Annotated in this window: 22 protein-coding genes; 16 read left to right on the top strand and 6 right to left on the bottom strand. The window is 55.9% G+C overall.

The window, feature by feature from the left end; translation table 11 throughout:
- Positions 1 to 111 precede the first annotated feature (111 nt).
- The 4 genes from OU789_RS08380 to OU789_RS08365 all read left to right on the top strand — a co-directional run bounded on the left by OU789_RS08380 (position 112) and on the right by OU789_RS08365 (position 4,828).
- Positions 112 to 768 carry a hypothetical protein gene (locus tag OU789_RS08380; RefSeq protein ID WP_274654993.1) on the top strand — a complete coding sequence of 219 codons (657 nt, stop codon included), beginning with the start codon at positions 112 to 114 and terminating at the stop codon, positions 766 to 768.
- A 182-nt stretch (positions 769 to 950) separates the two neighbouring features.
- Positions 951 to 2,312 carry an outer membrane protein assembly factor BamB family protein gene (locus tag OU789_RS08375; protein WP_274654991.1) on the top strand — a complete coding sequence of 454 codons (1,362 nt, stop codon included), beginning with the start codon at positions 951 to 953 and terminating at the stop codon, positions 2,310 to 2,312.
- A gap of 90 nt (positions 2,313 to 2,402) precedes the next feature.
- On the top strand, positions 2,403 to 3,863 hold the full coding sequence (gene der, locus OU789_RS08370) for a ribosome biogenesis GTPase Der (RefSeq protein ID WP_274654989.1): 1,461 nt from the start codon (positions 2,403 to 2,405) through the stop codon (positions 3,861 to 3,863).
- A gap of 440 nt (positions 3,864 to 4,303) precedes the next feature.
- Positions 4,304 to 4,828, top strand: coding sequence for a porin family protein (locus OU789_RS08365; RefSeq protein ID WP_274654987.1), 525 nt, complete (start codon positions 4,304 to 4,306; stop codon positions 4,826 to 4,828).
- A 74-nt stretch (positions 4,829 to 4,902) separates the two neighbouring features.
- Here OU789_RS08365 and serS read toward each other — a convergent pair whose 3' ends face one another.
- Entirely contained in the window at positions 4,903 to 6,195 is a 1,293-nt protein-coding gene (gene serS / locus OU789_RS08360) for a serine--tRNA ligase (protein WP_274654985.1), read from the bottom strand.
- A 178-nt stretch (positions 6,196 to 6,373) separates the two neighbouring features.
- Here serS and yajC point away from each other — a divergent pair, with 178 nt between their 5' ends.
- The 10 genes from yajC to OU789_RS08310 are packed head-to-tail and all read left to right on the top strand — an operon-like array spanning position 6,374 to position 13,307.
- The gene (gene yajC, locus OU789_RS08355) at positions 6,374 to 6,697 is read left to right on the top strand and encodes a preprotein translocase subunit YajC (protein WP_263952866.1); all 324 of its coding nucleotides are present in this window, start codon (positions 6,374 to 6,376) and stop codon (positions 6,695 to 6,697) included.
- 57 nt (positions 6,698 to 6,754) lie between these two features.
- On the top strand, positions 6,755 to 8,410 hold the full coding sequence (secD, locus tag OU789_RS08350; RefSeq protein WP_274654982.1) for a protein translocase subunit SecD: 1,656 nt from the start codon (positions 6,755 to 6,757) through the stop codon (positions 8,408 to 8,410).
- Between the two features lie 3 nt (positions 8,411 to 8,413).
- Complete coding sequence (secF, locus tag OU789_RS08345) at positions 8,414 to 9,379, top strand: protein translocase subunit SecF (protein ID WP_274654980.1); 966 nt, start codon at positions 8,414 to 8,416, stop codon at positions 9,377 to 9,379.
- Complete coding sequence (locus tag OU789_RS08340) at positions 9,372 to 10,124, top strand: sulfite exporter TauE/SafE family protein (protein WP_274654978.1); 753 nt, start codon at positions 9,372 to 9,374, stop codon at positions 10,122 to 10,124. The genes secF and OU789_RS08340 overlap by 8 nt, the downstream gene beginning before the upstream one ends.
- A gap of 9 nt (positions 10,125 to 10,133) precedes the next feature.
- Positions 10,134 to 10,490: an Mth938-like domain-containing protein gene (locus OU789_RS08335; RefSeq protein ID WP_263952870.1), complete on the top strand. Its 357-nt coding sequence runs from the start codon at positions 10,134 to 10,136 to the stop codon at positions 10,488 to 10,490.
- Between the two features lie 57 nt (positions 10,491 to 10,547).
- Positions 10,548 to 11,177, top strand: coding sequence for a heme ABC exporter ATP-binding protein CcmA (gene ccmA / locus OU789_RS08330; RefSeq protein ID WP_274654976.1), 630 nt, complete (start codon positions 10,548 to 10,550; stop codon positions 11,175 to 11,177).
- Entirely contained in the window at positions 11,174 to 11,830 is a 657-nt protein-coding gene (gene ccmB, locus OU789_RS08325; RefSeq protein ID WP_263952872.1) for a heme exporter protein CcmB, read from the top strand. Before ccmA ends, ccmB begins: the two co-directional genes overlap by 4 nt.
- A gap of 55 nt (positions 11,831 to 11,885) precedes the next feature.
- Positions 11,886 to 12,614, top strand: coding sequence for a heme ABC transporter permease (locus tag OU789_RS08320; RefSeq protein WP_263952873.1), 729 nt, complete (start codon positions 11,886 to 11,888; stop codon positions 12,612 to 12,614).
- Positions 12,611 to 12,778, top strand: coding sequence for a heme exporter protein CcmD (gene ccmD, locus OU789_RS08315; protein WP_263952874.1), 168 nt, complete (start codon positions 12,611 to 12,613; stop codon positions 12,776 to 12,778). Before OU789_RS08320 ends, ccmD begins: the two co-directional genes overlap by 4 nt.
- On the top strand, positions 12,771 to 13,307 hold the full coding sequence (locus OU789_RS08310) for a DsbE family thiol:disulfide interchange protein (protein WP_263952875.1): 537 nt from the start codon (positions 12,771 to 12,773) through the stop codon (positions 13,305 to 13,307). The genes ccmD and OU789_RS08310 overlap by 8 nt, the downstream gene beginning before the upstream one ends.
- A gap of 504 nt (positions 13,308 to 13,811) precedes the next feature.
- Here the strand turns inward: OU789_RS08310 and acnA are convergent.
- Positions 13,812 to 16,556: an aconitate hydratase AcnA gene (gene acnA, locus OU789_RS08305; protein ID WP_274654970.1), complete on the bottom strand. Its 2,745-nt coding sequence runs from the start codon at positions 16,554 to 16,556 to the stop codon at positions 13,812 to 13,814.
- Positions 16,557 to 16,854: 298 nt separating this feature from the next.
- Here acnA and OU789_RS08300 point away from each other — a divergent pair, with 298 nt between their 5' ends.
- Complete coding sequence (locus tag OU789_RS08300) at positions 16,855 to 17,580, top strand: DUF1223 domain-containing protein (protein ID WP_263952877.1); 726 nt, start codon at positions 16,855 to 16,857, stop codon at positions 17,578 to 17,580.
- A gap of 14 nt (positions 17,581 to 17,594) precedes the next feature.
- Here the strand turns inward: OU789_RS08300 and OU789_RS08295 are convergent, their stop codons facing one another.
- The 3 genes from OU789_RS08295 to purB form a co-directional block, all read right to left on the bottom strand.
- The gene (locus OU789_RS08295; RefSeq protein WP_274654967.1) at positions 17,595 to 18,467 is read right to left on the bottom strand and encodes a lysophospholipid acyltransferase family protein; all 873 of its coding nucleotides are present in this window, start codon (positions 18,465 to 18,467) and stop codon (positions 17,595 to 17,597) included.
- A gap of 259 nt (positions 18,468 to 18,726) precedes the next feature.
- A complete protein-coding gene (locus OU789_RS08290) occupies positions 18,727 to 19,929 on the bottom strand; it encodes a flagellar motor switch protein FliG (protein WP_274654965.1) in 1,203 nt (400 codons plus the stop codon).
- A gap of 187 nt (positions 19,930 to 20,116) precedes the next feature.
- Positions 20,117 to 21,424: an adenylosuccinate lyase gene (gene purB / locus OU789_RS08285; RefSeq protein WP_263952880.1), complete on the bottom strand. Its 1,308-nt coding sequence runs from the start codon at positions 21,422 to 21,424 to the stop codon at positions 20,117 to 20,119.
- Positions 21,425 to 21,529: 105 nt separating this feature from the next.
- On the opposite strand from purB, the gene OU789_RS08280 reads away from it, so the two are divergent.
- Entirely contained in the window at positions 21,530 to 21,964 is a 435-nt protein-coding gene (locus OU789_RS08280) for a DUF6314 family protein (protein WP_274654962.1), read from the top strand.
- Here OU789_RS08280 and OU789_RS08275 read toward each other — a convergent pair.
- On the bottom strand, positions 21,961 to 23,196 hold the full coding sequence (locus tag OU789_RS08275; protein WP_274654960.1) for a bifunctional alpha/beta hydrolase/OsmC family protein: 1,236 nt from the start codon (positions 23,194 to 23,196) through the stop codon (positions 21,961 to 21,963). The two genes, OU789_RS08280 and OU789_RS08275, sit on opposite strands and share 4 nt — an antisense overlap.
- Between the last annotated feature and the right edge of the window lie 64 nt (positions 23,197 to 23,260).

Raw genomic sequence — 23,260 nt, 5'->3', positions numbered from 1 at the left:
AATCCTATGTTTTTTATGTGTTCTTACAATGGCCCGTGACAACGCGTTGCCAAGGGCTTTGCCTTCGGGGTAAGAGAGGGGAAACCTAGTGTTTAGGGGCAGGAGACAGCCGTGAGCGATACCGACAGTTTTATTAATGAGGTTAACGAAGAGGTCCAGAAGGACCAGTTTTACGCGTTTGTGCGTAAATACTGGTGGGTTGCGGCCGCGCTTGTTGTTCTGCTTGTTGGCGGCACAGCGTTGAACGAGGCCCGCAAAGCTGGGATCGCGCGGGATGCGCAGGTCTTTGGCGATTCTCTGGATCAGGCGCTTTTGCTGGAAAGCAGCGACGCTCGCCTTGCCGCATTGAACGAAATTCCTGCCAAAGAGGGCGATGCAGGCGCAATGCTTGATCTGCTGAAAGCTGCCGAAATGGGCGCTTCGGGTGATACCGCTGGCGAACAGAGCCTTTTACAGGCGATTGTCGCCGATGACGACGTGAGCGATGTTTATAAGCAATTGGCCAAGTTCAAATACGCGCTGTCCCTTGATGCGACGGCTTCGGATGACGAACGCAAAGCGGCATTTTCCGAGCTGACCGCACCGGGAGCGCCGTTCCGGCTCTTGGCAGAGGAGCAAATCGCTCTAATTGATGCGGGTGCTGGCGACCTTGATGCGGCCACTGCGCGCCTGCAATCCATTGCTGACGATTCCCTCGCGACACCGGCGCTGCGCCAGCGTATCGGCCAATGGCTTGTGGTTCTGGGCGCTCCGGAAGCCGCTCAATAGCGAATTCCTGCACCGTAACGGGGCTGTGGGCGCTTGTTATTTGCGCCCAATCCTGACGCGGTGCAGAGTATGTCACAGCGAATCGGGCTTGGCCCACGTGGCGCATGTGTTACTCTGCCGGCGAATTTGGAACAGGGCAAAAAATGATCCTTCACAAGTGTTTGAGTACTGGAAAGCCTTTGATGAATGGTGTTTCGTCCGCGTCACGCTCTGCCTATGCTGGGTTTACGCCGCTGCGCACCGGTCTTTTGGCCGTAGTTGCGCTTACGGTTATGGGCTGTTCCGATAAAGAGGTTATTCTGCCCGGCGAGCGGCTAGATATCCGCGCACCATTCGAGGATTCAGCAGCAACAACCGAGCCGCAGGTTAACCGCAAGCAATCCTTCTCTGCGCCACGGGCCGTGAATAACGCCAACTGGACACATCGAAACGGCGGCACAAGCCATTACCTCGGCAATCCGTCCCTTCGCAGTACGCTTGCTCCGCTCTGGAGTGCGTCAATCGGGGAGGGCGATAGCCGCAAGAACCGCCTCTCAACCGATCCTGTCGCCGCCAACGGGCGCATTTTTACGCTCGACAGCCGCGCGCGCGTTTCGGCTCATGCGACCAATGGCGGCCAGCTTTGGTCTGTTGACCTCACGCCAACAGGTGACCGCTCGGGCGAAACCTCTGGTGGCGGTCTTGCGGTGGCGAATGATGTGTTGATTGCCGTTACGGGCTTTGGCGAGATGGTCGCGTTGAACGTGAAAACTGGTGCCGAACTCTGGACGCAGCGGGTCGACGCGAATTTCAACAGCAACCCAACCATCTATGGCGACCTTGTCTATGCGGTGAGCCGCGACAACATCGCTTGGGCGGTCAACATCAAGAACGGCCGCGTGCAGTGGCAAATCCCCGGAACCCCGAGCCCGACAAGCATCGTCGGCAGCGCAGGACCGGCAATTTCAGGGGACCGTGTTCTGTTCCCGTTTAGCTCGGGCGAGATACTTTCTGCCTTCCGACGCGGTGGCGTGCGGCTTTGGGCATCCTCGGTTTCGGGTCGTCGTCCGGGGGCCGCCTATGCAGGGATCACTGACATTACCGGCGATCCTGTTGTTGTCGGCAGTACCGTCTATGCGGCCAACGCTTCCGGTCGCACCGTGGCGCTTGATCTGCGCAGCGGTGATCTGAAATGGACCGCACGAGAAGGCTCAACCGGCCCGCTTTGGGTGGCCGGAGGCTCTGTGTTCCTTGTGAGCGATCAGGCAAAGCTCGTGCGGCTCAACGCCAATACAGGGGACATCATCTGGAAGGTGGATCTGCCGTACTTCGAGGCCGAAAAGATCAAGAAGCGCAAAACCATCTATGCCCACCACGGCCCCGTTCTTGCGGGCGGACGGCTTTGGCTGGCGTCAACGGACGGTTACCTGCGCAGCTTTGACCCAACCGATGGCCGCGAGGTTGCACGGATCGAATTGCCCGATGGCGCAACGACAAACCCGATTGTGGTCAATAACACGCTTTATATCGTGACGACTGCGGGCAACCTTCTGGCCTACCGCTAGGGCTAATTTCACCAGCCCTTGTGAAAAACGCTTTAAGTCGCGCCCCGTATCGTGATACGGAGCCGTCTGATCCGTGCATTGGAGCATGATATGAGCTTTACCCTTGCCATCGTGGGCCGCCCAAATGTTGGGAAATCCACGTTGTTTAACCGCCTTGTTGGCAAACGACTCGCCTTGGTTGACGACCAACCCGGCGTGACGCGCGACTTGCGCGAAGGTGCGGCGCGGATTGCCGATTTGAAATTTACCGTGATTGATACGGCGGGACTTGAAGAAGCGACCGATGAAAGCCTTCAGGGGCGGATGCGGGCACTGACAGAGCGCGCGGTTGATATGGCCGATGTTTGCCTTTTTATGATCGACGCGCGGGCAGGGGTCACAGCAACAGATCGCGTGTTTGCCGAAATCCTGCGCAAGCGGGCCGATCACGTTATTCTTGCCGCGAACAAGGCCGAGGGCAAAGCCGGTGAAGCCGGAGCGTTGGAAGCCTATTCGCTTGGTCTTGGCGATCCGCTAAGCCTATCTGCGGAGCACGGCGAAGGGGTAAGCGAGCTTTATACAATGCTTGCACCAATCGCGGATGAGCTTGCCGAGAAACAGGAAAGTTTCGAGCCGGAAACAGACGTTGAAATCGACGAGGACGAGGATGAGGACGCCCCGCGCGTTCCGACCAAAGCCAAACCGCTTCAAGTTGCGGTTGTTGGCCGTCCGAATGCAGGAAAATCCACGCTTATCAACCAGTTGCTTGGCGAAGATCGTCTTCTTACCGGCCCCGAAGCAGGGATCACACGAGACTCGATTTCGGTGCAGGTGGATTGGAACGGCGTGCCTGTTCGCCTCTTTGATACGGCCGGAATGCGTAAACGCGCCAAGGTTCAGGAAAAGCTCGAGAAACTATCGGTATCCGATGGCTTGCGCGCGGTGAAATTTGCCGAGGTTGTTGTTGTACTGCTTGATGCGGCGATCCCTTTCGAGCAACAAGATTTGCGTCTCGCCGACCTTGTCGAACGCGAAGGGCGGGCTGTTGTCGTAGCTGTAAACAAATGGGACGTTGAGCCGCATAAACAGCAGAAACTCAAAGACTTGCGCGAATCCTTCGAGCGCCTCCTGCCGCAATTGCGCGGCGCGCCTTTGGTGACCGTATCGGCCAAAACGGGCCGTGGTATGGATCGCCTTCAGGATGCCATCATGCGTGCTCATGAGGTCTGGAACCGCCGCGTCACCACCAGCCAGCTGAACCGCTGGCTCATGGCCATGATGGAGGCCCATCCGCCCCCCGCACCTGGTGGCCGTCGGATCAAGCTTCGCTATATGACACAAGCCAAAACCCGCCCGCCGGGATTTGTTGTGATGTGTTCGCATCCAGAGAAGCTGCCCGAAAGTTATTCTCGTTATCTTATCAATGGGTTGCGAGAGGACTTTGATATGCCCGGAACGCCGATCCGACTTTACATGCGTAGCCAAGCCGCTGCGAACCCCTACAAGGATCGCAAAAAATCCACCCCAAGCCGACTGCGCAAGCACCTCGGCAAAGGGGCCGCAGACGAATAACGACTGCTCAGATGATCAAAGAAAAGGCCCGTGCGTTGCGCGGGCTTTTTTGCGTTTGGAGCGTGGTGAAATGGGGCTTTGAACCATGCCGTAGCCCGCCGTTGCTGTGCGCCGATCTCGCAGGTTTCCGCCATTTGTGGTGAACCGTTGGTGGCGGCATACCCAATCCCTAGTTTAATATTAATTGGGAGGGACAGGGGGCCTGTTCGATCGGCTTGTTGTATTGATTTTGCCACGCGACCGACCTCAGACGACAGCATTTAATCTCGTTTCACAATGCTCTCACCTAGATCGCGATTTTCCAGATATCTCACAGACCTCACGAAAACGTCATCATCACTTCACGTCCTTAATTGATCCAACACGAGTCGGGCCTCGTAATTGGAGTACTGAAACTTCGGGCAAGTTGTTTTGCTCGAGCCACGATTATGGAGGCAAAAGTGAAAAACAAATTTGCATTAGGCGCGGCCGTTTTGGCGATGTCAACATCTTCGGCGCTCGCTCAGGATTGGTCCGGCTTCTATGCCGGTGGGGGAATTGGCAACCTAAGTATTGATACAAGCCTTGACGGTGTTGATGGCAATAGCACCACACTCGGTGTCCACGCTGGATATCGCTTTGACTTGGGCGAGGCCGTTCTTGGCGGTGAATTCGAGTATGACGCTGCTGATGTAGAGCTTGTTCCAGGTGCTGTGACTGCGGATAGCGTGATGCGCTTGAAAGTCACTGCTGGTTACGACCTAGGCTCGACATTGCTTTATGTCGCTGCTGGTTCTGCTCAGGTCAATGTAGATGGAGTCGGCGACGAGTGGGGCGGGTTCTTGGGCCTTGGTGCCGCTTATGAGATCGCGCCACAGACCGTGATTGGCTTGGAAGTACTCCAGCATGAATTTAAAGACATCGCTGGGTCCGGCATTGACGCAGACGCAACAAGCGTTGGACTAAGAGCGTCCTGGAGGTTCTAAGACCTCTAAGGGGAGAAAAAGGGCCCGCAGTGTGAAATGCACTGCGGGCCCCTAAATAGACGTGTTTGTATTGCCTAGACCAATTGGCCTTCGGCAGTGATGCGCGTCTTGCCGCCAAGATAAGCGTGCAAGCAAGCGGGCAGGGTGACGGAGCCGTCCTCTTCCTGTCCGTTTTCCAGAACCGCAATCAGCGTCCGTCCGATCGCAAGGCCAGAGCCATTGAGCGTATGGACGAATTCCGGCTTGCCACCCTCGGCGGGCTTGTAGCGTGCATTCATCCGCCGCGCTTGGAAGTCACCCGCAAGCGATACCGAAGACACTTCGCGATATTGGTCCTGCCCAGGGAGCCAGACTTCCATATCGTGGGTGCGTTTCATGCCGAACCCAAGATCCCCCGTACAGAGGACAACCGTGCGATAGGGAAGGCCAAGCGCCTCAAGAATGTTTTGCGCACATTCTGTCATCCGCTTGTGTTCCGCCTCCGAGTCTTCTGGGCGTGTGATCGAGACCATTTCGACTTTCTCGAATTGGTGCTGTCGGAGCATGCCCGCGGTGTCGCGCCCTGCCGAGCCAGCTTCCGAACGGAAACATTGTGTTTGCGCAACATAGCGGCGGGGCAAATAGGACTCCGAGATCGTCGTGTTGTTGACGATGTTGGTCAGCGTCACCTCAGCCGTCGGGATGAGCCACCAACCGTTTGTGGTCTGATAGCTATCTTCGCCGAACTTCGGCAGTTGCCCTGTGCCTTCCATCATCTCAGTGCGCACCAAAACCGGTGTGTTGGTTTCGGTCAGGCCGTGTTGATCAATATGTGTGTCGATCATGAACTGCCCAAGCGCACGGTGTAGCCGCGCCACAGCACCCGAGAGCACAACAAAGCGGCTGCCCGAGAGTTTGGCGGCGGTTTCGAAATCCATTCCGTCTTGTACGGCTTTGATTTCATAGTGTTCTTTTGGCTTGAACGAGAACTCGCGTGGCGTTCCCCAGCGGCGGATTTCGACGTTATCGTCTTCATCGTCGCCGTCAGGAATGTCATCAGCCGGAGCATTTGGCAAACCCATCAACAGATCGCGCAGCTTGGCGTCTTCTGCTTTGGCTTCCTCCTCCAGTGTCGCGATCTCTGCCTTTTTCTCGGCAACTAGCGCGCGCAGGCGTTCAAACTCTTCCTCATCCCCACGGGCCTTTGCAGCGCCGACTTCCTTGCTGGCTTTGTTGCGTGTAGCAAGGGCATCTTCGGCTGCGGCGATCTTTTCGCGGCGGGCAGCGTCGAGGGCAAGGATCTCTTCGGAGAGAGACGACAGCCCACGGCGAGCCATAGCGGCATCAAAAGCGGCGGGGTTTTCGCGGATTTGGCGAATGTCGTGCATGTCGTCTGTCCTTTGTGTTGATCTATGCGTCGTGCGCACCATATGCCTTAGAACCTCCCTTGAAGGAAAGGGAGAAATGCAGTCGCGCCACCTTGCCAAGCATTTGGGCCACATATAGGGTGCGCGCCAGAATTCGTGGTGCATTTTGCGCTAACACACAAAGAAAAGGACGACCCTAATGCTCGTAACTCCCGCTTATGCTCAGGCCGCTGGTGGTGGCGCAGGCGCAGCCATGCAATTTTTGCCGCTGATCCTGATCTTCGCGATCATGTATTTCCTCATGATCCGCCCCCAGCAAAAGAAGCTCAAAGAGCACAAAAATATGGTGTCCGCTCTTAAGCGTGGCGATCAGGTTGTGACACAAGGCGGGTTGATCGGTAAGGTCACCAAAGTCAAAGACAACAACGAGCTTGAGGTTGAGCTGTCCGAAGGCGTTAAAGTGCGCGTCGTGCAGACCACAATCGCACAGGTTCTCAATAAAACAGAGCCTGCAAACAACTAAGCCGATCAGACAGGGCCGCATTTATAGGCGGCCAAGCAACGACGACGGACGGACATTATGCTTCAAATCGCTTTCTGGAAGCGAGTTGTGATCTGGGCGCTTTGCGCTGTTGGATTGCTCTTCGCCCTGCCAAATGCTTTTTACCCTCGGGTCGAAAGCTTCAACGACGCCCACAAGGCGATTGACGCAGGGGTGGGTACGCCCGCCGATCAGGAGGCAGCCGGTTTGTGGCCGGAGTTCCTTCCGTCTGGTCTGGTCAATCTGGGCCTCGACCTTCGGGGCGGGGCGCATTTGCTGGCCGAGGTGAATTTGGCCGAAGTTTATGCCGACCGTATGGACGGCATGTGGCCCGAAGTGCGTGATGCGCTGCGGGCTGGCGATGTCGGACCGATCCGCGAGGTCAAGAATGATCTTGGCGAATTGCATGTCCGTCTGCAAAACCCTGAGAATATGACCCGTGCGATGGAGCTCGTCCGCGAGCTGTCGCGTCCGGTTGTGACGCTCACAGGTGTTGGGCAAAGCGATCTAGAGGTGACTGCCGATGGCGATTTGCTGAAGGTCGCCTTGTCCGAAGCCGAGAAACTCGCCACGGATGAGCGCACAATGGGTACCTCGCTTGAGGTTGTCCGCCGCCGTGTGGATGCCGCAGGGACCCGCGAGCCTACCATCCAGCGCCAAGGCGAAGATCGCATTCTTATTCAGGTGCCGGGCATCGGCTCGGCGGAAGAGTTGAAAACGCTTATTGGCTCCACTGCCAAGCTGACCTTCCACCCCGTTGTTCGCCGCACCAGCAGCGACAGCGAGCGCGTGAATTCACGCGAGTTGCTCTATCCATCGCTTGACGAAGAGGGCATCTTCTACGTCCTTGAGAAAACACCTGTTGTAACGGGCGAAGACCTCACAACGGCGTCGCCGCAGTTTGACCAGAATGGTCGCCCCGCCGTGGCCTTCACGTTTAACGCATCCGGTGGACGCAAGTTCGGCGACTATACAGCCGAGAATATCGGCTCTCCTTTCGCCATTGTGCTTGACGAGGAAGTCATTTCCGCACCGACCATCCAAAGCCATATCTCTGGCGGCTCTGGTATCATCACCGGTAACTTTACCGTCGAAGAAACCACCCAGATGGCGATCCTCCTGCGCGCAGGGGCCTTGCCCGCCAAGATGACCTTCCTTGAAGAACGCACCATTGGCCCAGAGCTTGGGCAAGACAGTATTGATGCAGGGCGTATCGCGTGTATCGTCGCCTTTGTGGGCGTGCTGGTGTTTATGGTGCTGGCCTATGGCACCTTTGGGGTCTTCGCCAACATTGCGCTTATCATCAACGTCGGGCTTATCTTCGGCCTGCTGTCGATCTTTGGCGCGACGCTGACGCTTCCGGGTATTGCGGGGATCGTGTTGACCATCGGTATGGCGGTTGACGCCAACGTGCTTGTGTTCGAGCGGATCCGCGAGGAACTCAAGGCCAGGCGTGGTCCTGTGCGCGCCATCGAGCTTGGGTATGAAAAAGCTCTGAGCGCCATCGTAGACGCCAACATCACCACGTTGATCACCGCGACCATCCTGTTTGTCATGGGCTCCGGTCCGGTCAAAGGGTTTGCTATCACCCTCGGCCTCGGCATCATCACATCGGTTTTTACCGCCATTTTCGTGACGCGCCTCATCATTGTGATGTGGTTTGAACGTCGCCGTCCCAAAACAATCGAGGTCTAAGCCATGCGTTTGAAACTTGTACCTTCCGAAAGCCATTGGGATTTCTTCAAGCACACCAAAGTGACGCTCGGCGCTTCTGCGATCGCTTGTCTTGTTTCGATCGTGCTGTTTTTCACGATGGGTCTCAACTTCGGTATCGACTTCAAGGGCGGCACCACGATCCGTACGGACTCTGAGGTTGCCGTTGATGTTGGCGCATATCGTGACGCGCTGACGCCGCTGAACCTTGGCGATGTGACGATCACAGAGATTTTTGATCCGACCCAACCTGAATTGCATGCGTCGCAAATCCGCATCCAAGCTCAAGAGGGCGCAGAGGCTGTTTCGATTGACGTTTTGGCCCAAGTCAAAGACGCTCTGTTGGCCGTTGATAACACCCTGACATTCCCAGAAGTCACATCCGTTGGCCCGAAAGTCTCGGGCGAGTTGGTGCAAACGGCTGTTCTGGCTGTTGTGGCGGCGATTGCTGCGGTGCTGTTCTATATCTGGTTGCGGTTTGAGTGGCAGTTTTCGGTCGGTGCTGTGGCCGCGCTCGTGCATGACGTGGTGCTTACCATCGGTGTCTTTAGCATCCTTCAGATCAAGTTCGATCTGGCGATTATCGCCGCGCTTCTGACAATTGTGGGCTACTCGCTCAACGATACTGTGGTCGTGTTTGATCGCGTGCGCGAAAACTTGCGCCGCTACAAAACCAAGCCGCTGCGTGAGGTTCTGAATCTATCAATCAACGAAACCCTAAGCCGCACCGTGATGACCTCGGTCACCACGCTTCTGGCGCTGATTGCGCTCTTTGTGCTTGGCGGCGATGTGATTCGTGGCTTTGTGTTCGCGATGATCTGGGGCGTTCTTGTAGGGACATATAGCTCGGTATTCGTGGCATCCGCGATTCTGCTTCGCCTTGATGTGAAGCGCGACTGGAGCAAAAAAGACTCCGAAGCCGGAACACAATTCGCAAATCCCGATGCTTGAGGTCTTCGCCCCGGTTCTTGAAGTTCCGGGGCTGATCCCAATGGTCCTTGCCGTTTTGGTTGGGGGCATCGTTATGGGGTTTGCCGGGTTCGGAAGCGGGCTCATCTTTTTCCCTGTCGCGGCGGCCTTTGTGTCGCCACATATGGTTGTGACTTCGTTTGCCCTAACCACCATCGGCTCTATCTTTACGGTACTGCCAAACGCGTGGCGCGACTGCGAGAAGCGGCGCACCATTACCATGGTCCTTCCGGCATTTGCGGGGCTTTTGGCGGGGATCTTTGTCCTGCGGTATGGCGATCCAGTTTTTCTGCGCTGGCTTATCACGCTGCTGGTGCTTGTGACCCTCGTGGCGATGGTTTTGGGGTGGCGTCGGACCGTTGGCGAAACGCCGCGTGCTCTTGCGAGCATTGGTGGCGCGGCGGGCGTTGTTGGCGGCGCATCGGGGCTTTTTGGCCCTGTTGTGATCCTGTTTAACCTGTCTGGCACGGCCCCCGCGCGTGTGACGCGGGCGAATATCCTCACGTTTCTGATTATCGTGAGCAGTTCGACAATCCCAATTCTTTACCTACAAGGACTATATTCGGTTGAGTCCTTTGGCTTGGGGCTGCTGTTTGTGCCGGTATACATGATCGGAACGCTCTTCGGACAAGCGCTTTTCGTACCGAAGTACGAACGCCACTACCGTATTGTCGGTTATCTCATTGTCGCAGGGGCGGTGCTTGTCGGGCTGCCGATTTGGGGCTAGGGTGCGGCCATGAAATTTACCGAAGTATCATATGGTGATCTGCTGCCTGTTGACGGCTACGGCCCAGGATTTTTCCGTATTGGTGGCGAGAAAGTTGAAGGTCCGATGGCGATTATGCCATCCGGACGGATCGAATGGGGCGGCTATGAGGATAGCGATGCGCTCGTGGCCGAAGCAGGGAACATTGATGTGCTGTTCTTTGGCACAGGTACAGAGATTGCATATCTGCCCAAACCGTTGAAACAGGCGCTTGAAGCTGCGGGCATTGGAGTGGAGCTTATGGCGACCCCAGCGGCCTGTCGGACATATAACGTTCTGCTTTCCGAAGGGCGGCGCGTTGGAATTGCCGCGATTCCGGTGTCTTAACATAGGGTGCGGCGTAAAAACGCTTGCGATTTTTGCGCGATAGGATACCCAACCCCCATGACACTTGAGGTTCAGTCAGTAGCAGTGCAGCGCGGCAGCGTTCCGGTTTTGGCGGGCGTTGATTTTGCGCTGCCCGCTGGCGAAGCTCTGTTTTTGCGCGGTCCAAATGGCATTGGCAAAACCACGCTTTTACGCTGTATCGCAGGGCTGCAACCGCCTCTATCTGGCGTAGTGCGGATGGCCAATGGCGGCGCAGCAACAGATGAGATCGCCTATGCCTCCCACGCCGATGGGGTCAAACCCACGCTGACAGTAGCCGAAAACCTTAGCTTCTGGGCCAGTGTATTCGGCGCAAGCGGCATTGATGCCGCCCTTGAAACCTTTGACCTCGTTGAGCTACGCAACCGCGCTGCGCAAAACCTTTCTGCGGGGCAGAAGCGTCGTCTCGGTCTGGCGCGGATGCTTGTTACAGGACGCAAAATTTGGGCAATGGACGAACCGACCGTATCTCTTGATGCCGCGGCAACCGCCAATTTCGCCCGCGTTGTTCAAGATCATTTGGCACGCGGCGGCTCTGCCTTGATTGCGACCCATATCGACCTCGGGTTCGACGCCAAGGTGCTCGACCTGACGCCGTTCAAAGCCACCACAGAAAACGCGCCCGAATTTGACGAGGCCTTCTTATGATTGCCCTCTTGCTTCGCGATATTCGGCTATCCATGCGCTCTGGCGGAGGGTTCGGGCTGGCGCTGGCGTTTTTCCTGATCGTGATTGTGCTGGTTCCCTTTGGGGTTGGGCCCGAGACTTCGGTTCTTGGCACCATTGCGCCGGGTATCCTTTGGGTTGGGGCGCTTCTGGCGTGTTTGCTGTCGCTTGATCGGATTTTTGCGCTGGACTACGACGATGGCTCGCTTGACCTGATGGCAACCTCGCCACTGCCGCTCGAAGGCGTTGTGGTGGTCAAGGCGTTGGCCCATTGGATCACAACGGGCGTGCCACTTACCCTAATTGCGCCAGTGCTGGCGCTTTTGCTGAACTTGCCGCAAGACGGCTATTTCTGGCTGCTCGTGACGCTCGCCATTGGTACGCCGGCGTTGTCGATCATCGGGACGTTCGGCGCTGCTCTCACTGTTGGCCTCAAGCGGGGCGGGCTGCTTCTCTCATTGCTCGTGCTGCCGATGTATGTGCCAACTCTCATTTTCGGCGCAGAAGCCCTGCGACGGGGGATGCGCGGAATGGAGGCCGGAGTGCCGCTTTTATTCCTCGCGGCGATCTCTCTTGCGGCGCTTGCGTTGCTGCCACTGGCGGCGGCTGCGGCAATCCGTATCAACCTGCGCTAACACAAATCTGTGTAGAGTGATTGCGCAACAAACAAAGGCGAAATAAGGTCCGGCCATGTCACTTTGGGAATACGCAAATCCGCGCAAATTTATGCACACATCCGGCGCCGTTCTGCCGTGGGTGATTGCGCTGGCCGTTGTCACGCTGGTTGTGGGTGTGATCTGGGGTTTTTTCTTTACGCCGGATGACTACCGCCAAGGCTCGACCGTCAAGATCATCTTTCTGCATGTGCCCTCTGCATTGATGGCGATTAACGCGTGGCTGATGATGCTAATCGCGAGCCTGATCTGGCTCGTCCGCCGACACCACGTGAGCGCACTTGCCGCGAAGGCCGCTGCGCCTATCGGCATTGTCATGACAGTCATTGCGCTGCTGACAGGTGCGATCTGGGGGCAGCCGATGTGGGGCACAGCGTGGGAATGGGATCCGCGGCTAACGTCCTTCCTGATCCTGCTGTTGTTTTACCTCGGGTATGTGGCGCTCTGGGCGGCGATTGATAACCCCGATACAGCGGCGGACCTTACTTCTGTTCTGTGTCTTGTTGGTTCTGTCTTTGCGCTGCTGAGTCGCTATGCGGTGTTGTTCTGGAACCAAGGGCTCCACCAAGGGGCGAGCCTCTCGCTTGACCGTCAGGAGAATGTGCACAACGCCTTCGCCCTGCCGCTTTATGTGTGCATGGCCGGATTTGTGGCGCTCTTTGTGAGCCTGCTCTTGATCCGAACCCGAACCGAAATCCGCAAGCGCCGGATGAACGCGCTTCTTGCACGGGAGCGCGCCGCATGATGCCTGAACTCGGAAAATATGTTGTCGAGGTTTTGCTCGCCTATGCAGTGACCGGCCTTTTGTTGGCAGGGCTTATTCTGTCGACGCTCTGGAGCAGCCGTCGCGTAAAGGCCCAGCTTCAGGACGTCGAAGGACGCAACAAGGATCAGAAGAAAAATGGCTAAATTTCCGGTTATTGCAGTTTTGCCGCCGCTGATTTTCGCAGGGCTTGCCGCAACCTTTTACATTGGTATGCAGAAAGAAGACGCTGATGCGTTGCCCAGCACCCTGATTGGGAAGCCCGCCGCGCAATTAACCACAACGCCGATGCCGCAATCGCCTTCGTTTGATGGAGAGGATCTGGCTGCGTCCGGTGTGAAGCTGGTGAACTTCTGGGCGAGTTGGTGTGTGCCGTGCAGAGCGGAGCATCCGCAGCTTGAGCAGCTCGCAGAAGAGGGCGTGACCCTTTATGGCGTAAACTACAAAGACAAACCCGAAGACGCAGAGCGCTTCTTGGCCGAGCTTGGCAATCCATTTACTGCCCTTGGTGCTGATACAACCGGCGTAACGGCGCGGGATTGGGGCGTTTACGGCGTTCCGGAAACCTTTGTGGTAGACGGAGAGGGAAATGTGGTTCTACGGTTTGCGGGGCCAATTGATCCTACGGTTCTAGAAAGTAAGATCCGCCCTGCGATGGAAGAGGCCGCGAAGTAATTGCTCCGCTGCTTTGGCCCCAAAGCACCACATTTTTTCGTAGTTAGAGAGCGCCGAATTCCGCGAGTGGTTACCGATGCCGTAGGGCCCATTCGCCCGCTACCGTATATCAGACGATTGAAATCTCATAAGAAATTGCCCGCGCTTGTGCGAGGTGACTGAATGCTGAACGCTAAATTATGCGCAGTTAGGGCTATACCGCCTCAAACGTCGGGACTCCGAGCGTGGGTTGAAGCGCAGGTAGATTTAAGAAGTGTTAGAGCGGCCAACTACCGACAAGGGCCAACAAAACAAAAGCAGCAAGTTCAAAAGAAGGTGCCATTAAATAATCTCACTCGTACTGGTTACATGACTAGGCTAACGAAAATCAGTTAACAGTTCTACAACGCCACAGTCTTGCCACATTATTTTCACAGAAATACACTGTTTCCATATTCAAGGCAATGCATATGATAAGCGCCCCATCTGTAGGTTGGGGCGCTTTATTCTTTCTATATCAATGATTTATGATTTTGCGAGGTTGCGCAGAACATAGTGAAGAACGCCACCGTGCTCGATGTATTCAACCTCGATTGCGGTGTCGATTCTGCATTTTAGGGTGATGTTTTTCACAGTTCCGTCAGCCATCGTGATCTCGCAGGGCACATCTTGGAGCGGTTCGACCGAATCCAGACCCATGATCGAAACAGATTCGTCTCCTGTAAGACCGAGCGATTTTCGGGTGTCGCCACCGGTAAATTCAAATGGAATCACACCCATACCAACGAGGTTGGACCGGTGGATACGTTCAAAACTCTCGGCAATGACCGCCTTCACCCCAAGCAGAGCCGTGCCTTTGGCCGCCCAATCGCGGGAGGAGCCAGCGCCATATTGTTCGCCACCGAAAATCACCAGCGGGGTATCGGACGTTTGATAGGCCATCGCGGCATCGAAGATCGAGGTCTGTTGCCCGTCCGGCCCTTTGGTGTAGCCGCCTTCAACGCCGTCGAGCATCTCGTTCTTGATGCGGATGTTGGCAAACGTGCCGCGCATCATGACTTCGTGGTTGCCGCGCCGCGATCCATAGGAGTTGAATTCGCGCACAGGTACCTGATGGTTGGTGAGATATTGCCCTGCGGGCGTTGTTTCCTTGAAGGAACCCGCCGGAGAAATATGGTCTGTTGTGATCATATCGCCAAGCACCGCGAGTACGCGAGCGTCTTTGATATTGGTGATCTCGCTTGGATCTTTGCTCATCCCTTGGAAGTAGGGTGGATTCTGAATATAGGTTGACGCCGCAGGCCAATCATAGGTGAGGCTATCTGTGGTATCTACCGAACGCCATTTATCATCCCCTTTGAAAACATCGGCGTATTTGCTTTGGAAGGCCTCACGCGTGACGGTTCTTTCAACCAGTTCGGCGATTTCCTGTGTGCTCGGCCAAATATCTTTGAGGAACACGTCGTTTCCGTCTTTGTCTTGGCCAATCGGTTCGGTGGTCAGGTCGATATTCATATCACCTGTAAGCGCATAGGCCACGACCAAAGGCGGAGAGGCGAGGTAATTGGCGCGCACGTCCGGCGAGATGCGCCCTTCGAAATTTCGGTTGCCCGACAGCACAGACGTCGCAATGAGATCGCCTTCGGCAATCGCGTCGCTCAGTTCCTTTTGGATGGGGCCGGAGTTTCCGATGCAGGTGGTGCACCCATAGCCAACAAGGTTAAAGCCGATGGCGTCCAAATCTTCCTGCAACCCTGCGGCCTCAAGATAGGCGGAAACAACCTGCGACCCTGGTGCGAGCGAGGTTTTAACCCATGGTTTACGGTTTAGGCCAAGCGCACGCGCTTTGCGCGCCACCAAGCCAGCGCCAATCATCACATAGGGGTTTGAAGTGTTGGTACAGGATGTGATTGAGGCAATTACGATTGATCCGTCCCGTAAACTGTAATCTTCGCCTTTAACGGCATGCGATTTGCGCGGATCGGTTGGCGCGGTTGGTGCAGGGCCTTCCGAGGCCATTTCGGCAGCGGCGGGTTCGGCGTCAACACCCCGATATTCGCTCACAACTTTCAGAAAGGCATCTGAGGCCAGATCAAGCGGAGTATGATCTTGTGGTCGCTTCGGACCGGAAATCGCAGGGACGACTGTGCTCATATCCAATTGAAGCGTATCAGTATAAATGGGCGCGTAATCTGCACCGCGCCATAGACCATTCTCTTTTGCATAGGCTTCGACAAGCGCAATTCGGTCTTCATCGCGACCTGTCGTACGCAGGTAGCGCAGAGTTTCGTTGTCAATCGGGAAGAAGCCACAGGTCGCGCCATATTCTGGAGCCATATTGGCGATCGTTGCGCGATCTGCGAGGGGTAGGCGGTCAAGTCCCGCGCCATAGAACTCGACGAATTTTCCGACAACGCCTTTTTCGCGGAGCATTTCCACAACCTTGAGAACAAGGTCGGTGCCCGTTGTGCCTTCGACCATTTCGCCTGTTAGCTCAAAGCCGATAACCTCGGGAATAAGCATTGAAATCGGCTGTCCGAGCATCGCGGCTTCTGCTTCGATGCCGCCAACACCCCAACCCAGAACCGCAAGGCCATTCACCATTGTCGTGTGGCTGTCTGTGCCAACGAGCGTGTCTGGATAGGCAACTTCTTCGCCGTTTTGGTCCGTGTCGCTCCAGACGGTTTGAGCGAGGTATTCAAGGTTCACCTGATGGCAGATACCAGTGCCGGGAGGCACAACGCGGAAGTTGTCAAACGCCGACTGGCCCCACTTAAGGAAGGTATAGCGCTCCATATTGCGCTCGTATTCGCGGTCCACGTTCATCTGGAACGCGCGCGGATTGCCGAACTCGTCGATCATAACCGAATGGTCAATCACAAGGTCCACGGGGTTGAGCGGGTTGATTTTTTCTGCATCACCACCGAGGGCAACGATCCCGTCGCGCATCGCCGCAAGGTCAACCACGGCCGGAACGCCGGTGAAATCCTGCATCAACACGCGGGCAGGGCGATAGGCAATCTCGCGCGGGTTTTTGCCGCCGTTCGCGCCCCATTCCGCGAAGGCTTTGATATCGTCCAAAGTAACAGTCTTGCCGTCTTCAAAGCGGAGCATGTTTTCAAGCACTACCTTGAGCGCGGCGGGAAGCTTGGAAAAATCGCCAAGTCCGGCCTCGGTCGCGGCGGGAATGGAGTAATAGGAAATGGATTTACCACCCGCGCTAAGCATTTTACGGGTTTTGGCGGTATCGTGTCCGACTGTAATGGGCATATTGGCCTCCCTTTTGAAATAACAGGGTATCGCTAGCGCAATTTCTGAAGCAATCCGCAGTGTTTATCAAGGTGGAGCCACAGATAGCTGCGATATCACACGCGCATTTGATCAGCCTTCTTGGCGGGAGGAACGAACTGCGTGCGTCGCTGAAATGCATGGCTTTAGTTGCTGCGCATTCTTTACGCATTCTGAAACGAATACGTGTTCTTATTATTGCGAACGCTCTCGAATGGTTGATTAGGGTTTTGCGAGGTGATTGTCTAAAACGGGGGGAATGGGGATCAAAGGACGAGTAATGGAAGATTCGCTGAATAAGCGACTCGGTAAGGCGTTGCGCATGGGCATTGCGGCGCTTGGAGTTGCATTTGTACCGTTTACGTATACGAGCGCCGCTGCCGATCCGGTTGTGGTTGAGCTTTATACCTCGCAGGGGTGTTCATCCTGTCCACCTGCGGATGAGATGTTGTCGCATTTGGCAACGCGCTATGATGTGATCGCGCTTGGTTTGCACGTGGATTATTGGGACTACATCGGTTGGGCTGATGAATTTGCCAAGCCAGAGTTTACCGATCGCCAGCGCGGCTATGCCCGCGCGAAAGGGGAGCGGATGATTTACACGCCGCAGATGGTAATCGGCGGGCTTGATCATGTGATTGGCAGTAAACCCGCAGAGGTCGAAGCTGCGATCAAAGCTCATAAAAAACAGAAATCACCAGTTCAGATGACCGCAACGCGCAATGGCAACATGCTCGAGATCAAGGCTACGTCCGCGAAGCCCGAGAAGATGACTGTGCAGGTTGCAGTCTATGCGCCGTCGCAAACTGTGAACATCAAACGCGGTGAGAACGCTGGCCGCAGTATCACCTATGCCAATGTGGTCACCGATTGGGTGAAGGTGAAAGAGTGGAGCGGCACTGATGCGTTAAGCTCTAAGGTGCAGCTGAACACGGAAAATCCGGTTGCTGTCATCGTTCAGCAAGGCAGCCATGGGCCAATCCTTGCCGCCGCAAAGGTGAAGTAAATCCCGCGCGGCGCTTAGGATTTAAAGCGCCAGCGCGTGTGCCCCCAGAGCCATTGCCCCAAATTCTCGCGCACATGTTTCTCAAGGCTGTCGTTGAGCATTTGAGTCATTTCGAGCGGCTCGGAGTGCGGGATAGGTGGGTCGATGATGATATCGAAATCCAGCCCGCCGTTTTTGCGGACACCGTAAACCGGGATCAGCAAGGCATTGTATTTTAAAGCCATTTCAGCGGCAGAGACAGCAGTTTTTGCGCGCTTTCCCATGAACTTCAGCTTTGCGCCTTTTGACATATGCTGATCGTTCAGGATCGCGATTGTGTTGCCTTGCCTCAGGAATTTGAGCATTTGAGCCAGACCTTTACGGCCACGGCCAAAGAGGGGCGCATTGTTTTCCTCAAGACGGCGGGCATAGTACGGATTGAAGAATTCGTTGTTGGTCGGGCGGTAAAGCGCGCCAACGGCAACGCCTTCAACGCCAAGTTTGGCCCGAATGGCATCGTAATTGCCGAAATGTCCCGAAACGAGAATAACAGGGCGCTTGTTTTCTACCGCTTCGCGAAGGTCTTCGACACCGCCGCCCTGCATTGGAATATCCGACACAAACTTGCGGAAGTCTTTACCAGAGAAGTTCTCGCAAATCGTGCGGCCCACGTTGCGGGAAACCTCGGTTGCGATTGGCTTCATCTCCTCGGGAGACATGTCAGGGAAGATATAGCCGAGGTTACGTTTGATGGCATTCGGCCAGCCGACCATCGGAGCAATAACATGTGCTGTGATCCACCCAACGACATTCCGGCGGGTGTTGAAAGGCAAAATTCTCGTACCCTCGATGATAATCAAGAACACGATGTACTGAATGAAATATGATGCCTTTTTCCAGAATGACATTGCGGCTCCTTAAGCGGCTCTGCGCCGTGTTCGACAGCAGACATATGCGCTCTTGCGTTAACCCTCAAGTGGATTTGACGTAACGGTTATGACTTGTCAGTGGGCATGTCGCCGAAAAAGGTAAAGTGCATGAACTGTTGATGGTTTGGTGCCACGCTTGTGGATGAACAAGGCTGCGAAATGCACAAAAGGGCAGAGCACTGACTAATTTCTCTGTTGTTTAAGCCACTCACTTTAAACGCATCGGCTCCTTCCAACACTATGCGTCATCCATCCGAAGAGAAATTTCGCCAGTGGCCTCAAGACGGCGCACCATGGCAACGACCTTGGCTTGGGCGGCCTCGCCATCTGCTTCGCCGACCTCACCGCGTTCACCGATCTCTTCTTCGAGAGACGCGGCCAAACGCTTTGACATGTTTTGCATGATATAATCGACAGCGGCCTCTTCGCCAGTTTGTCTGGCGTAGCCAAGCGCGGTCACGAGGTCCGCTTGATCCAGCCCACGGATGATCTTGGGCATGTCGCCTTCGTAAATACGCTGCGGGATGTTGGCGAATGTGAATATGGCTTTGCGGACGCGGGCGGCGAATTCGCTGTCGTCTTGTTCCAATCCGTCCAGAACCTCATCGCGGCGGCGGGCTTGTGAGAAGTTTAAGATCGCACCGACGCGGTCCACCGGATCATCATCAAAAGCCACAGGAGGTTGGTTGTTAAGCTGTTGTGCGAGCGAAATCCCAATGCGGCGCACGGCTTCAGGTGTGACGGATTTGGTAAGCGATACGGCATAGGCAATGCGCCGTGCTCGCGCACCCGGGATTAGGCCGAGCAGTTCCGCAGCGCGGGATACGTCAAGCTTGGAGAGCATAACGGCGCAGACCTCGATACTTTCGTTGCGCATGGCGTCGAGCAGAATTTCAGTCGGTAGATCGACGATTTTCTCCCACGGATCGCCATAGAAAACACCGCCAGCCTCGCGGCGGAGCCGCGTGACCATGGAAGGCGACAAGCTGTTTTCAAGAATTTTGAGCGCGCCATCTAACCCGCCCGGAAAGAACATGCCGACATTGTCGATCTCGGAAATGAATTCCTCAACCACGGCGACCATCGTTTCTTGTGTGATGCTCTTGAGGCTCCCCATGCTGCGGGTCAGACTGTGTTGCAGGTCTTCGGGGAAATCGGAAATTGGCAGATCTGCGCCGTCGGCCAGCAAAACCCGCACGATGATAGCGGCTTTCTGTCCACGCGAAAGGCTCGCCAAGATTGCGGTTTGATCCGGACTTGGAAAATCCGTTTGCGAGAAACTGGCGCTGTGCCCGTTTCCGGACTCTGCCTGCGCGGGTGGAGACATTGGCGATGACAGCGGCGTTGCCATGGGGATGTTGTCCGCAGGAGAAGGAAGGTCCGGCGGCAGGTCAAGTGGCGGTGTGCCAAGATCATCAAGAGAGGCCAATTCTGTACTCACGTAGGTCTCCATTCAGGATGTGAGCAAGTTGGCATGTCTTGTCTTAAGGCAGCGTTAAAATTACCCCGACAAAAATAGGCGATCAATCAATTTTGATGAAAACTGTGAGTAGAAATTTCCATATCCGAGCTTTGTATGAAAAAGGGGGCCGTTAAGCCCCCTCAATTCGCATAGATTTCCGTTCTATTCAGGATTCGCCAAAGACCCGCTTAAAGATCGTGTCGACGTGTTTGGTGTGATAGCCGATGTCGAATTTCTCTTCGATTTCTTCGGGCGACAGCGCTTTCAGCACGTCTTCATCCTGAAGCAATTCGGTTTTGAAATCCTTGCCTTCTTCCCACACACGCATCGCGTTACGCTGCACAAGCTTGTAGCTGTCCTCGCGGCTTACGCCCGCTTGGGTCAGGGCAAGAAGAACGCGTTGGCTCATCACGAGGCCACGGAATTTGTTCATGTTTGCCAGCATGTTATCAGGGTAGATCACCAGTTTGTCGACAACCATAGTCAGGCGCGCGAGCGCGAAGTCGAGGGTGATTGTTGTGTCTGGCCCTATGTTGCGCTCAACCGAAGAGTGGCTGATGTCGCGCTCGTGCCAGAGGGCAACGTTTTCCATCGCAGGTACTACCGACATCCGCACAAGACGGGCAAGGCCCGTAAGGTTTTCGGTCAGCACAGGGTTGCGCTTGTGGGGCATCGCGGAGGAGCCTTTTTGACCCTTGGAGAAGAACTCTTCGGCCTCAAGAACTTCGGTGCGCTGCATGTGGCGGATTTCGGTTGCTATATTCTCGATCGAGCTGCCGACAACGCCGAGAGCAGCAAAGAATGCGGCGTGGCGGTCGCGCGGGATAACCTGTGTGCTGATCGGCTCGGGCTTAAGGCCAAGCTCTTTGCAAACATGCTCTTCGACGGCTGGGTTGATGTTGGCAAATGTGCCGACCGCGCCGGAGATCGCGCCAGTTGCGATTTCTTCGCGCGCGGTTTTGAGGCGGGCGAGGTTGCGGTCCATCTCGGCGTAGAAGCGCGCGAATGTGAGGCCCATGGTTGTTGGCTCGGCGTGGATGCCGTGGGAGCGGCCGATGCGGACTGTCATCTTGTGCTCAAGCGCGCGGCGTTTGAGGGCGGCCAGAAGTTTCTCGACATCGGCAATCAGAATATCAGCAGCGCGGACAAGCTGGACGTTGAAACAGGTGTCCAGTACGTCGGAGCTGGTCATGCCTTGGTGGACAAAGCGAGCCTCGTCGCTGCCAACATGTTCGGCGAGATGTGTGAGGAAGGCGATGACGTCATGCTTGGTGACGGCTTCGATTTCGTCAATGCGGGCCACGTCGAATTCAACATCCTTGGCTTTCCAGACGGCCTCGGCATTTTCGCGCGGGATCACACCGAGATCAGCTTGGGCGTCACAGGCGTGGGCTTCGATCTCGTACCAAATTTTGAACTTGGTTTCGGGAGACCAGATAGCAACCATTTCGGGGCGGGAATAACGTGGGATCATGGGGTAGCCTTTTTTCGTAAACAGACATGGCAGAGGCGCGCGGCTTCTCTTAGACTGCATGGGCTTTGGCGGCAAGAGAGCGCGCCGGATAACAGGGGAAATGGCGTGGGTTTTTCGCTTAAATTGGCGGATTTTGTGGGTGTTTGGCGGATTGATCGTGAAATTCGCGGATTTGACGGCAAATTGCATGGTGAGTTTAGCGGGCAAGCCGTGTTCTCGGAGGTGTCGAACGGGCTGACTTATGTTGAGGCAGGCACTCTATTAAGCAACGGAACGCGAATGCAGGCGGAGCGCCGCTATCTTTGGTTAGGTGCGCCGCAGGCGAGGAAAATCGAGGTGCGTTTTGACGATGGTCGCGCCTTTCACGAGATTGATCTTGCCACCCCAGAGCATGAGCCGCAGGCACGGCATTTCTGTGATCCGGACACTTATGTTGTGACCTATGATTTTTGTAACTGGCCTGAATGGGAGGCCCGTTGGCGGGTTACGGGGCCGCGCAAATCTTATGTGATGGTGAGCCGCTATAGCCGCGCCGATTAGCTATCGGTTTTGACTTCGGCGAGACGGGTTTCGATAACAGATGTGCGCTCAAGCGTTTGATGCACGGGGCAGCGATCGGCGATCTCAAGCAGGCGGGCGGATTGTTCCGGCGCGAGTGGCCCCTCGAGGGTGATGCGGCGTGTAAAACGGTCGATCTTTTCGGTGCTGGTGTTGCAGGTCGTGGCGTCTTGGGCATGGACCTTGTTGTGAGTCACATCCACATAAACAGAGGCAAGCGGCCACTTCTTGCGGCGCGCAAACATTCTCAAAGTCATCGACGTACACGCGCCAAGCGCCGCGCTGAGCAAACCATAAGGCGACATGCCTTTGTTGGTGCCGCCGTATGCGAGCGGCTCGTCGGCTGTGATGTGGTGATGCGGCCCTGCGGAAATGTCTTGCAAGAAACCGTCGTGGTCGGCCTCGGTGACACGAACAACGCCTTCGGGCGCGCCGATGGGTGGGGCAGGTGGTGATAGGTCAATATAGCGTCCTGCCCATGTCGCGATCATCTCTGCGGCATATTCGGCGTCGGCCGCATCGGTGAGCATGTGGTCGGCTGTGTCGAGCGTTATGAAGCTTTTGGGATGGCGAGCGGCCATGAAGATTTCAGCAGCGTTGTCGATGCTGACGATTTCGTCGCGCGGGGCATGAAGCACAAGAAGCGCGGGTTTCAGGTCTTTAAGAGTCGGCAGGAGCGCAGGGCCCTTGAGGTCTTGCAGGAATGCTTCGCCCACGTTGACAGGAACGCCGCCGAGCGAAACCTGAGCAGAGCCGTTGCGCTCGATTTCCTCCAGAGCGGGGCCGAACAAATGCGTCACATGCGCTGGATCAGCAGGCGCGCCAAGTGTAGCGATCGCGCGGATGTCTGGAAGCTCTTGGGCCGCGCGCAACACCGCCGCTCCGCCAAGTGAATGGCCGATGAGCATAGAGGCTGGCATTCCGAGAGATTCCAAATAGGCCGCCGCCGCCACGAGGTCTTGGGCGTTGCTGGTGAAACTTGTTTGGTCGAATGACCCCTCAGAGCCAAATAACCCAGTAAAATCAAACCGGAGCACCGCGATCCCCATGGATGCGAGCCGTGACGAAATGCGTTTGGCGGAGCGGATGTCTTTGCCGCAAGAGAAACAATGCGCAAAAATTGCGGTGGCCAAATGCGGCCCTTCCGGCGTGTCGAGCCGTGCCGCGAGGCTTGAGCCATCATGGCCGGCGAACCGGTGGGTTTCAATTGGCATAGGCGCTCCTTTGGGTCGGTCGACCTAGGGTGCAGGGTTGTTAACGCTAGGGCAAGAGGCGTGG

Source organism: Halocynthiibacter sp. C4, assembly GCF_028823805.1.
Taxonomy (GTDB): domain Bacteria; phylum Pseudomonadota; class Alphaproteobacteria; order Rhodobacterales; family Rhodobacteraceae; genus Falsihalocynthiibacter; species Falsihalocynthiibacter halioticoli.
This window is presented reverse-complemented; position numbering and strand designations above follow the sequence as displayed.

Bases quoted from the DNA above. Each gene is read 5' to 3' on its own strand.
- OU789_RS08295 (WP_274654967.1), bottom strand. From the start codon at position 18,467: ATGTCATTCTGGAAAAAGGCATCATATTTCATTCAGTACATCGTGTTC.
- acnA (WP_274654970.1), bottom strand. From the start codon at position 16,556: ATGCCCATTACAGTCGGACACGATACCGCCAAAACCCGTAAAATGCTT.
- OU789_RS08320 (WP_263952873.1), top strand. From the start codon at position 11,886: ATGTCACTTTGGGAATACGCAAATCCGCGCAAATTTATGCACACATCC.
- OU789_RS08275 (WP_274654960.1), bottom strand. From the start codon at position 23,196: ATGCCAATTGAAACCCACCGGTTCGCCGGCCATGATGGCTCAAGCCTC.
- OU789_RS08335 (WP_263952870.1), top strand. From the start codon at position 10,134: ATGAAATTTACCGAAGTATCATATGGTGATCTGCTGCCTGTTGACGGC.
- ccmA (WP_274654976.1), top strand. From the start codon at position 10,548: ATGACACTTGAGGTTCAGTCAGTAGCAGTGCAGCGCGGCAGCGTTCCG.
- OU789_RS08300 (WP_263952877.1), top strand. From the start codon at position 16,855: ATGGAAGATTCGCTGAATAAGCGACTCGGTAAGGCGTTGCGCATGGGC.
- serS (WP_274654985.1), bottom strand. From the start codon at position 6,195: ATGCACGACATTCGCCAAATCCGCGAAAACCCCGCCGCTTTTGATGCC.
- ccmD (WP_263952874.1), top strand. From the start codon at position 12,611: ATGATGCCTGAACTCGGAAAATATGTTGTCGAGGTTTTGCTCGCCTAT.
- der (WP_274654989.1), top strand. From the start codon at position 2,403: ATGAGCTTTACCCTTGCCATCGTGGGCCGCCCAAATGTTGGGAAATCC.
- OU789_RS08340 (WP_274654978.1), top strand. From the start codon at position 9,372: ATGCTTGAGGTCTTCGCCCCGGTTCTTGAAGTTCCGGGGCTGATCCCA.
- secF (WP_274654980.1), top strand. From the start codon at position 8,414: ATGCGTTTGAAACTTGTACCTTCCGAAAGCCATTGGGATTTCTTCAAG.
- yajC (WP_263952866.1), top strand. From the start codon at position 6,374: ATGCTCGTAACTCCCGCTTATGCTCAGGCCGCTGGTGGTGGCGCAGGC.
- purB (WP_263952880.1), bottom strand. From the start codon at position 21,424: ATGATCCCACGTTATTCCCGCCCCGAAATGGTTGCTATCTGGTCTCCC.
- secD (WP_274654982.1), top strand. From the start codon at position 6,755: ATGCTTCAAATCGCTTTCTGGAAGCGAGTTGTGATCTGGGCGCTTTGC.
- OU789_RS08375 (WP_274654991.1), top strand. From the start codon at position 951: ATGAATGGTGTTTCGTCCGCGTCACGCTCTGCCTATGCTGGGTTTACG.
- OU789_RS08310 (WP_263952875.1), top strand. From the start codon at position 12,771: ATGGCTAAATTTCCGGTTATTGCAGTTTTGCCGCCGCTGATTTTCGCA.
- ccmB (WP_263952872.1), top strand. From the start codon at position 11,174: ATGATTGCCCTCTTGCTTCGCGATATTCGGCTATCCATGCGCTCTGGC.